Source organism: Tabrizicola sp., assembly GCF_034366665.1.
Lineage (GTDB): Bacteria > Pseudomonadota > Alphaproteobacteria > Rhodobacterales > Rhodobacteraceae > Tabrizicola.
The window spans coordinates 25,025-34,710 of the sequence record NZ_JAXMMF010000139.1; the positions used below are offsets into that span (position 1 = coordinate 25,025).

A 9,686-nucleotide genomic window follows, 5' to 3' on the forward strand; every position below is an offset into this window, starting at 1 on the left:
TCAAAGCCAAACGGCCTCTGTCCCCTTGGTGCGGGCCTCCTCGCCCACAGTCCGGAATCTCGACCGTGCGGGGCCAGTAACCGAAACCGGCCCGGCTGTATAGACCCTTACGCCACAACCAACCGCGCCATCGCGTCGGCATGCAGCTTCGGCGGAAGGGCCAGGACGCCCTCGGCCAGCGCGGTGGGAGCGTTGAACCGCAGCGCCTTGCCCATGCGGTCCGTCACAACCGCGCCAGCCTTTTCGGCAATCAGCGACCCAGCAGCAATGTCCCATTCCCAGGCGTCGCGCAGCGTCAGCATACCGTCGAAGCGACCTTCTGCTGCCAGACACATGCGGTAAGCAAGCGAGGCGCGGAAGCTGCGCGTGATCTCCGGCACGCCGCCGGGCCACTTTTCCGGCACCATATTGGCCTTTGTCGTCAGGATGTTGGCCCCTTCCAGCCGGTCGCGCCCACTGGCCCGGATTACCTCGCCATCCCGCAAGGGGTCCGAAGTTTCGGAAGCCACGTATATACGGTCAATGGCCGGTAGATACACGACCCCCGCAGTGACCTTGCCCTTGTGCGCCACGGCCAGAGAATGGGCCCAGGTTTCTTCGCCCGCCACAAACGCCCGCGTGCCGTCGATGGGGTCGATGATGAACACTGTATCTACAGCCAGACGGTCCGCCGAATCGGGGGTCTCCTCCGACAGCCAGCCATAATCGGGCCGCGCGGCCAGAAGCTTGGCCTTCAGCATGTCGTTCACGGCCAGATCGGCCTCGGTCACCGGCCCGTGCTCTCCGCCCTTGTCCCAGACCTGCGGGTCCTTGCGCCAATAGCGCATGGCGATCCGCCCCGCCTCGCGCGCGGCGTCGGTCAGCAGGGCAAGATCACGCGCCGGCAAGGGTCATCCCGTCGATCAGGATGGACGGCACCCGCGTCGACAGATGCGCCCGGGCGTCGTTGGCCGGGACGATCCGCAGCAGCATGTCCTTGAGGTTCCCCGCGATGGTGCATTCGTGGACCGGATAGGCCAGCTGCCCGTTCTCCACCCAGAATCCGCTCGCCCCGCGCGAATAGTCCCCCGTCGTCGGGTTGATGGTCGAGCCGATCATCGAGGTGACCAGCAGTCCCGTCCCCATCTGTTTCAGCAGGTCGGCGCGGGTCACAACCCCTTGGGTAAGATCAAGATTCGTCGTCGAAGGCGACGGCGGCGCCGAGGTTCCCCGCGACGCATTGGCCGTGGACGCCATCCCCAGTTTCCGTCCCGTCGCAAGGTCCAGCACCCAGCCGGTCAGCACCCCATCGTCGACAAAAGCCTGTCGCCGGGTCGCCAGCCCCTCACCATCAAAGGGCCGCGACGACCCGATGCGGCTGCGATGCGGGTCCTCGATCAGCGAAATCCCCGCAGGCAGCACCTGCTTGCCCAGCAGGTCGCGCGCCCAGCTTGACCCGCGTGCGATCGACGACCCATTGATCGCCGACAGCAGATGCCCGACCAGGGACGCCGCCACCCGTTCATCATAGACCACCGCAAAGGTCCCGGTCTTCGGCTTCACCGACCCGACCCGCGCCAAGGCCCGCTCTGCCGCCAGCCGCCCGATTTCCAGGGGCGACGGCATATCGGACGCGTATATACGCCCCTCGCCCGCATAATCGCGCTGCATGTCCGTGCCGCTGCCGGTGAACGCCACTGCCGAAAGCGAGGTCGACGTCCGCCCATAGCCGCCCGAGAACCCGTTCGACGCCGCCAGATGCAGCGCCCGCTGGCTGTAGGCGGCCGAGGCTTCGACCTGCGTGATCCCCTTGGAGTCCAGCGCCGCCGCCTCGACGGCCCGGGCCGAGGCTTCCAGCACTGCCGCCCCCGGCTCCCCTGCCGGATCGGCCAGGTCCAACGCGGCCAGGTCCCAGGCCGAGGCGAGTTGCCCAGCCTCCGCCAGCCCCGCCGTCGCGTCCTCGGGCGCTTCGCGCGCCATCGCGACGCCGCGTTCGGCCAAAGCCTGAATCGTCGCGTCCGAGGTATCCGAGGCCGAGACGCAGGCCTGCCGCCGCCCGATCAGCACCCGCAACCCGATCTCGACGCCTTCGGACCGCTCCGCCGTCTCCAGCGCGCCCTTGCGGATCTCGATGGACACCGCAGTCCCCGCGACGGCCATCGCGTCGGCGCTGTCAGCCCCTGCCTTGCGGGCGGCGTCCAGAAGGGCGTGGCTCAGGTCGGAAAGGCTGCGTGTCATGGGTCCACCTCTGGTCAGGTGCAGGAGGTAGTCCTGCCCGCGCCCCGGTGCAAGGCCGGGACGTCACGCCCGGCCCTCACGCCTTACTGCAGCTGCATCCCGTTGGCGAACAGCCCACCGTCCTTGAACTCGATCTCGGACACCAGCTCGTCCGGTCCCGCACCGGGCCGCGCGAACATGCCAAGCCCCATGCGGAAGCCCATCGCATCGTCATCGGTCAGGATGCCAAGTGCGATCAGGTTGTCGACCAGCTGGTTCACACCCTTGATGTTGATCGTGATCTTCCCGTCGGGCCGGGGAACGCCGCCAAAGGTCGCAAGGTCGGTGTTGTCAAAGGTCAGCCCGCCGGTGGCCGACACCTCGGCCCCTGCAGCCTTGGCCAGCACCTGCGTCAGGTCCAGGCTTTCCAGCTTGCCGGGGGGTTGCGCGCCCTCCATCTGCAGGGACGGGTCCATCAGGTCCTGCTCCCAATAGCCCATGCCTTTGAGGTCGACGATGACCGTCGCAGGCTCACGCGACAGCGACCCGGCCGGATCGAACAGACCCCAGATATCCTCGGACACGGTGAAGTCCACGACCTTGGTCAGGAAGCTGAAATCTTGTGCCACATCGGACTTGGACACCGGCATCACGATGTTGAACCCGCTTTCCGCAAAGGCCACCTCGACCTGCGGGAAGGGAATATCCGCACCCGAGACGGTGAACTTTGCCCCGTTCAGCGAGGAACCATAGTTCAGCCGGGTCTTGTCCATCGCCACCACGAAGCCGCCGCCCGTCGCCGTCGCGGCCAGCTTGCTGGGCCCTGCCTCGTCGGTAATGTCGGCAGTCATGGTCATCGCGCCGAAGTTCAGGCTGGTGTCCATCGTGAAGCCCGAGTTCAGCGCCGCCGCCATGTTGGCCATCAGCTCGGCCGACAGGAAGTTGCCCTTCGTCGCCCCGGTGACATCGGCAAAGCTGACGTCCACCGTGCCACCACCAGCGCCCTCCGCATCCTTGCCGGTGATCTTCATCACCATCGACCGGGACGAAAAGCTGCTGTCCAGCACAGTCCCTTCGCCGTTCTGCGAGACCGAATACTTCGCCGCCATGTCGGTCAAGGCCACCTCGGCCTGCGTGTCCAGCTTGGTGCCAGCTTCGTCCGTCACCTCGTCCAGCGTGATTGAAGTCGCGGGGGCCGTTATCTCATAACTTGTTTCGGTGGCACTTCCCCCGGCGACGATCTTCGCCCCCGGCTGGCTGACCGTCAGCTTCAACGATCCCGGCCCATCCTCCTGCTTGGGGAAGGCCATCTGGATCGGATAGCTTTCCGGCATCCCCACCGTGACCGTACCGTCGCCATTCTCGGTGAAGGTCAGCGCGTCGAATGAAACCGAGGCGCTGCCGCCCAGATCGTCCTTGTAGGCGATGACCACATCCGTGACTTCGATGGCCGAGCCGGTGTCAGAGGTATTGCCGACCGTCAGCTCCTGCCCCGCCGCCGTGGCCATCGCCTGCCAGCTGGCCCAGACCTCTTGCGGGGTGACGTCGGCACTGGCGCCGGTGGCAAGGAAAACAAGGCAAATCGCAGAGGATGAGGTCAATGAACGGATCATGGCTTATGCCTTTCGGGTTGAATTCGCTGCCGCAACCTTTCTATCTCGTCCGGGGGGCGTCAAGGGATTCCCCCGGTGCAGGTGGGGAATGCCTTATGGTGCGGCGATGATCAGGGTTCACACCGCGGCTGACTGCTGCACCATCACGCTCGCGCGCCCGGAAAAAGCCAATGCGCTGACGGAAACCATGCTGGAAAGCCTGGCCTCTGCGGTCTTGGGCGCCAGCGCCAAGGTGCTGATCCTGACGGGTGAAGGAAAGGTCTTTTCGGCCGGGGCCGACCTTGACGGCATGAAGGCGGGCCTTGGCCTTTCGCCTGCATGGGAGGCTGCCTCGGCCGCCATTGCCGCCTTTCCCGGCCTGTCCATCGCCGCGTTGAACGGGACGCTGGCGGGCGGCGCGATGGGCGTGGCCCTGGCCTGTGACTTGCGTATCGCCGTGCCCTCGGCGACGTTCTTCTATCCGGTGATGCGGCTTGGCTACCGCCCGCAGCCGTCGGACCCCGGTCGCCTTGCCGCTCTGGTTGGTCCGTCCCGCGCCAAGATGATCCTGCTTGCCGGGCAGCGGATCGACGCCGAGACCGCCCTTTCCTGGGGCCTCATCGACCGCATCTGCCCGCCCGACACGCTGAACGACACCGCCATGTCGCTGGCCGAACAGGCACTTGCTGCCGATCCGGGGCATGTTGCCGTCCTGAAACGCATGACCAACGGGGAAAAGCCATGACCAACGCCTACGACAAAGGCCGCCTGAACCTGCCCTTCGTCGGCATCGCGACCTTCGGCAAGAACCCTTATCAGCCCGATTGGTCAAAGATCGACGCCGACTTTGCCATCCTCGGCGCGCCCTTCGACTTTGGCACCCAGTTCCGCGCCGGGGCGCGTTTCGGGCCAAGGGGCATCCGTGAGGCCTCCACTCTCTTCTCCTTCGGCCACGCTGGGGCCTACGACCACGAAGACGACGTGACCTACCTCGAAGGCGTCCGCATCCTTGACATCGGCGATGCCGACATCGTCCACACCGACACCGAAACCTCCCACGCCAACATCGAAACCGGCGTCCGCGCCATCCTTGCCGCCGGGGCAGTCCCGGTGGTGCTTGGTGGAGACCACTCCATCAACATCCCCTGCATCCGCGCCTTCGCGGGCCGCCCCCTCCACATCGTCCAGATCGACGCCCACCTCGATTTCGTTGATGTGAGGCACGGAGTCCGCCACGGCCACGGCAACCCGATGCGCCGCGCCGCCGAACAGGACCACGTCAAAGGGATCACCGCCCTGGGCATCCGCAACGTCTCCTCCACCGCCAAGGATGGCTACGAGGCCGCCCGCGCGATGGGCGACGACATCCTCTCTGTCCGCCATATCCGCAAACTGGGGATCGAGGCGACCCTCGCCCGCATCCCCAAGGGCGTCGACTACTACCTGACCATCGACATCGACGGCTTCGATCCCTCCATCGCCCCAGGTACCGGCACCCCCTCGCACGGTGGGTTTCTCTATTACGAAGTCCTTGAATTGATTGACGGCCTGACCAAACAGGGCAACATCATCGGCATCGACCTTGTCGAGGTCGCCCCCGACTATGATCACTCCGGCACCACCACGATCCTTGCCGCGCAGATCCTGCTCAACACCCTGGGGCGGATCGCCCATAACCGGAAGTAACCCGTGGACCGGCTGCAAGACTGGCTTCAAAAGGCATCTGACACGGCGCTGGGCTGGCTCTCCTCGCCCGCCGCCCTGATGCAGTTCGGCCTTCTCATCGCCGCGTATATACTGGCCCGCCTGCTTTCCCGACGCCTTTCCCCGGTGATCGAACTCACCCTGACCCCGAAGCCCGAGTCGACGCACATCCTCGCCCGCCTCCGCCGCTTTGCGCTGCAGTTCCTGCCGCTCCTCCTCCCCCTCCTCGCCTACGCCCTCACCGCCATCGGCGAAGGCCTGACCCGCGCCACCTTTGGCAGCGGCGAGGTCATCGCGTTCGGCAAGCGCGTCTTCCTGTTCCTAGCCGCCCTGGAACTCGTCCGCAAAGTCCTGCCCCCAGGCTTCCTGAAGCTGATGGGCCGCTACGTCCTCCTCCCCGTCATGGCGCTGCACGCCCTTGGCGTCTTGGACGAAGTCACCGCGCGCCTTGACGCCGCCCAGGTCAACCTTGGCAACATCCAGTTCACCGTCCTGGCCCTGATCCGCGGCCTGATTGCAGGGTCGCTCCTCTTCTGGCTTGGCTCCTGGTCCAACCGCCAATCCGCCGGTTACCTGAAGGCCCAACCCGACCTCCGCCCTGCCACGCGCGAACTGGCGATCAAGGCGTCCGAAGTCGCCATCTTCGGCGCGGCGTTCCTTCTGTTGATGTCGATCATGGGCATCGACTTGACCGCCGTCGCTGTCCTTGGCGGTGCGCTGGGTGTCGGCATCGGCCTTGGCCTGCAACAGATCGCCGCCAACTTCGTCTCTGGCATCATCCTGCTTCTGGAGGGCCAGACCACCGTCGGCGACTATGTCGAACTCGACGGCGGCGAGAAGGGGACCATCGTCAAGATGACCGCCCGCGCCTGCGTTCTTGAGACATTCGACGGCAAGTGGATCGTCGTCCCGAACGAACACTTCATCACGTCCCGCGTGGTGAACTACTCCGATCAGGGCAGTGCGAACCGCTATGAAGCTTTGTTTTCAGTCAGTTACGAGACAGACATCAACATCGTGCCCGATATAATCGAGCGCGCTGTATCGAAACTTCCCTTTGTCCTGCAAGCCCCTGACGGCCCGGATTGCGAGTTGCGGGGCTTTGGCGAAAGCAGCGTGGATTTCGCGGTCGAGTACTGGGTTTCCGGCATCGACGACGGCAAGAACAAGTACGGCTCCCCAGTGCTATTCGCTGTCTGGAACGCGCTGAAAGAGGCAGGGATCGACATGCCCTACCCCCACCGCGTCGTCGAACTGCGCAATGCCCCAACCTGAGGCCCCCCAAGCCCTTGTCATCGGCGCAGGCCCCGCAGGTCTGATGGCCGCTGAAGAACTGGCCAAGACCGGCGCGCAAACCCTTGTCGTGGAAGCCAAACCAACCGTCGCCCGCAAGTTCCTGATGGCCGGAAAATCGGGCCTGAACGTCACCAAGGACGAACCTTGGGAGACCTTCGTTTCCCGCTACGACTGTCCCCACCTCCGCCCGATCCTGCAGGACTTCGGCCCGGCCGAGGTTCGGTCCTGGTGCCGCGCCTTGGGTCAGGATGTGTATACCGGCTCCTCCGGCCGCGTCTTCCCGGTGGCGATGAAGGCTTCCCCCCTCCTCCGCGCATGGCTGCAACGTCTCACTTCGCAAGGCGTCGAAATCCGCACCCGCTGGCGCTGGACCGGCTTTGACGGCCAAAGCTTCCGCTTCGACACCCCCAGCGGCCCGCAGACCCTGACACCCAAAGTCACCGTCCTCGCCCTTGGCGGCGCCAGCTGGCAGCGTCTCGGCTCCGACGGCGCCTGGGTCCCCTGGCTTCAGGAAAAGGGCGTCAACATCGCCCCCTGGCAACCTGCCAACATGGGCTTTCGCGTCGACTGGTCCCTGCACATGGAACCTTTCTTCGGACGCCCCGTCAAAGGTGTCGCCCTCAAGGTCTGCTCGTCGAGGATTTCATCCACTCCTCGCAACGGCCCCCCGCGAGGAGTGCACGAAGTGCTCGACGAGCAGCGCGGAGAATTCGTCATATCCGCCAAAGGCTTGGAAGGTGGCGGCATTTACAGTATATACAAGTATCTACGCGGTGCATATACGCTTGCCCTCGACCTTCTCCCTGACCTCAGTCCCGAAGAAATCGCCCGTCGCCTGGACCGGATGAAGCCCGGTGAAAGCACCCCCAACCGCCTGCGCAAGCTTGGCCTCGACCGGACCCAGATCGCCCTGGTGATGGAGTTCGCCCGCGCCGAACCCTTTGCCCACCTCAAGCATCTGCCCATCCCCTTGCAAGGCCCGCGTCCCTTGGACGAAGCGATCTCCGTCGCCGGGGGCATCGCCTGGGACGCGCTCACCCCGGACCTTGAACTGAAAGCCCTCCTGGGCACTTTCGCCGCCGGAGAGATGCTGGACTGGGAGGCCCCGACCGGCGGCTACCTCCTTACCGCCTCATGGGCCACAGGCCGCTGGGCCGGGCAAGCAGCGGCACGGCACCTGCAAGAGACCCCGCCCCGGACTTGATCCGGGGCATCCCGGCATCACCCGAGGTCCCGGATCAAGTCCGGGACGGGTCGTCCCCATGCAGGGCGTCAAACCACGGCAGAACCTGCTCTCGCAGGATTTCGACCGCCAGGTCCAGACATTCAGGCCGCTCCAGCACATCGACAAAGGCCAAAGTCCCCGGATCGCTGGCCGCTGCCTCGAAGAAATCGGCCAGGCTTACATCCTCGCCACCCGGCCAGTCCGAATGATCGGGAACCTCGCCATCGGGCGTCACGAACCGCAAGACGATCCGCACATCCCAGCCATAGCGATCCCGCTGCAGATGCACCGCCGACTTTCCCGCCGCCGTCACCTTGTTCCAGGTCGTCCGGGTCAGTCCATAGCCCGCAGGCCCCAACACCCCGTCCAAGGCGGCAACGATCCGCCCCCAGGCCTCCTCCCGCCGCGCGGGAAAGGCCGGGTCACTCCCCGCCAGGTGCTTGCGCGCGGAAAGGTCCGGGTCGTCCATTCAGGCCGACAGCCCGCCCGCCAGGTCCGGCACGTCCAGCGCCGAGAACCCGTAGTGCCGCAGCCAGCGCAGGTCGGCCTCGAAGAAGGCCCGCAGGTCCGGGATGCCGTATTTCAGCATCGCGATCCGGTCGATCCCCATGCCGAAGGCAAAGCCCTGCCATTGCGTCGGGTCCACCCCCGCCGCCTGCAGAACCTTGGGATGCACCATGCCGGACCCAAGGATCTCCATCCACTTGTCGCCCTCGCCGATCTTCAACTGCCCACCGACGTTGGAATACCGAATGTCGACCTCTGCCGACGGCTCCGTGAACGGGAAATGCGAGGCGCGGAACCGCAGCTCCACCTTGTCCACCTCAAAGAACGCCCGGCAGAACTCCTCCAGCGTCCATTTCAGGTTCGCCATGCTGATGGCGCGATCAATCGCCAGACCCTCGACCTGGTGGAACATCGGCGTGTGCGTCTGGTCCATGTCCATCCGGTAGACCCGGCCCGGAGCAATCACCCGGATCGGCGCGCCCTGCGCCATCATCGCCCGGATCTGTACCGGGCTGGTATGGGTCCGCAGCACATGCGGAGGCCGATCATCCCCCTCCACCCGCGCCATGAAGAACGTGTCATGCTCCTGCCGAGCCGGATGTTCCGGCGGGATGTTCAGGGCGTCAAAGTTGTACCAGTCGGATTCCACCTGCGGCCCTTCGGCCACGGAAAACCCCATGTCGGCAAAGATCGCCGTCAGCTCTTCCATGACCTGAGACACCGGGTGGATCGTGCCACGGGGACGCGGACGCCCGGGCAGCGTCACGTCCAGCCATTCGGTCTTCAAGCGTTCATCCAGCGCCGCATCGCCCAGCGCGACCTTGCGCGCCCGGAGGGCCGCGTCGATCTCATCCTTCAGCGCGTTCAGGCTGGCCCCGGCGGCCTTGCGCTGGTCGGGGTCCATCTTCCCAAGACCGGCCATCAGCGCCGAAATCTCGCCCTTCTTGCCCAGCGCGCCGACGCGGACCTCTTCCAGCCCGGCCTCATCCGCCGCACCAGCCACCGCCGCCAGATACTTGGCCTTCAGCGTGTCGATCCCGTCCATCACCCGTCTCCCGCAAACCGCCCTTCTGCTAGCGGCGAAGGCCCCGCAATGCAAGGTTCAGAAGATCGACCGCCGCCCCCGGACCTCCAGCATCCGGCGTGAGCGGCCCACCTGCCCGTTC

General features: G+C 65.6%; 9 protein-coding genes. 4 read left to right on the forward strand and 5 right to left on the reverse strand.

Features of this window, described 5'->3' with window-relative positions; all coding sequences use genetic code 11:
* Nucleotides 1-107 precede the first annotated feature (107 nt).
* The 3 genes from U1E69_RS19935 to U1E69_RS19945 form a co-directional block, all read right to left on the reverse strand.
* Nucleotides 108-887: a 3'(2'),5'-bisphosphate nucleotidase CysQ gene (locus tag U1E69_RS19935; RefSeq protein ID WP_322246162.1), complete on the reverse strand. Its 780-nt coding sequence runs from the start codon at nt 885-887 to the stop codon at nt 108-110.
* Nucleotides 874-2,217, reverse strand: a complete 1,344-nt coding sequence (locus U1E69_RS19940) for a TldD/PmbA family protein (protein WP_322246163.1) — start codon at nt 2,215-2,217, stop codon at nt 874-876. Before U1E69_RS19940 ends, U1E69_RS19935 begins: the two co-directional genes overlap by 14 nt.
* Nucleotides 2,218-2,300: 83 nt before the next feature.
* Nucleotides 2,301-3,809 (reverse strand): DUF2125 domain-containing protein, encoded by a 1,509-nt coding sequence (locus tag U1E69_RS19945; protein WP_322246164.1) that lies wholly within the window; start codon nt 3,807-3,809, stop codon nt 2,301-2,303.
* 106 nt (nt 3,810-3,915) lie between these two features.
* Between U1E69_RS19945 and U1E69_RS19950 the strand changes: the two genes are divergently transcribed.
* From U1E69_RS19950 to U1E69_RS19965, 4 genes are read left to right on the forward strand one after another with little or no spacing between them, the layout of a single operon-like run.
* Complete coding sequence (locus U1E69_RS19950) at nt 3,916-4,533, forward strand: enoyl-CoA hydratase/isomerase family protein (protein ID WP_322246165.1); 618 nt, start codon at nt 3,916-3,918, stop codon at nt 4,531-4,533.
* Nucleotides 4,530-5,474 carry an agmatinase gene (gene speB / locus U1E69_RS19955; protein WP_322246166.1) on the forward strand — a complete coding sequence of 315 codons (945 nt, stop codon included), beginning with the start codon at nt 4,530-4,532 and terminating at the stop codon, nt 5,472-5,474. Before U1E69_RS19950 ends, speB begins: the two co-directional genes overlap by 4 nt.
* A 3-nt stretch (nt 5,475-5,477) precedes the next feature.
* Complete coding sequence (locus U1E69_RS19960) at nt 5,478-6,767, forward strand: mechanosensitive ion channel family protein (protein WP_322246167.1); 1,290 nt, start codon at nt 5,478-5,480, stop codon at nt 6,765-6,767.
* Nucleotides 6,754-7,992: a TIGR03862 family flavoprotein gene (locus U1E69_RS19965; RefSeq protein ID WP_322246168.1), complete on the forward strand. Its 1,239-nt coding sequence runs from the start codon at nt 6,754-6,756 to the stop codon at nt 7,990-7,992. Before U1E69_RS19960 ends, U1E69_RS19965 begins: the two co-directional genes overlap by 14 nt.
* Before the next feature lie 34 nt (nt 7,993-8,026).
* On the opposite strand, the gene U1E69_RS19970 is transcribed toward U1E69_RS19965, so the two are convergent.
* Complete coding sequence (locus tag U1E69_RS19970; RefSeq protein ID WP_322246169.1) at nt 8,027-8,482, reverse strand: hypothetical protein; 456 nt, start codon at nt 8,480-8,482, stop codon at nt 8,027-8,029.
* Entirely contained in the window at nt 8,483-9,565 is a 1,083-nt protein-coding gene (gene pheS / locus U1E69_RS19975) for a phenylalanine--tRNA ligase subunit alpha (protein ID WP_322246170.1), read from the reverse strand.
* Nucleotides 9,566-9,686: the final 121 nt, after the last annotated feature.

Bases quoted from the DNA above. Each gene is read 5' to 3' on its own strand.
- U1E69_RS19945 (WP_322246164.1), bottom strand. From the start codon at position 3,809: ATGATCCGTTCATTGACCTCATCCTCTGCGATTTGCCTTGTTTTCCTT.
- speB (WP_322246166.1), top strand. From the start codon at position 4,530: ATGACCAACGCCTACGACAAAGGCCGCCTGAACCTGCCCTTCGTCGGC.
- U1E69_RS19965 (WP_322246168.1), top strand. From the start codon at position 6,754: ATGCCCCAACCTGAGGCCCCCCAAGCCCTTGTCATCGGCGCAGGCCCC.
- U1E69_RS19940 (WP_322246163.1), bottom strand. From the start codon at position 2,217: ATGACACGCAGCCTTTCCGACCTGAGCCACGCCCTTCTGGACGCCGCC.
- pheS (WP_322246170.1), bottom strand. From the start codon at position 9,565: ATGGACGGGATCGACACGCTGAAGGCCAAGTATCTGGCGGCGGTGGCT.
- U1E69_RS19950 (WP_322246165.1), top strand. From the start codon at position 3,916: ATGATCAGGGTTCACACCGCGGCTGACTGCTGCACCATCACGCTCGCG.
- U1E69_RS19970 (WP_322246169.1), bottom strand. From the start codon at position 8,482: ATGGACGACCCGGACCTTTCCGCGCGCAAGCACCTGGCGGGGAGTGAC.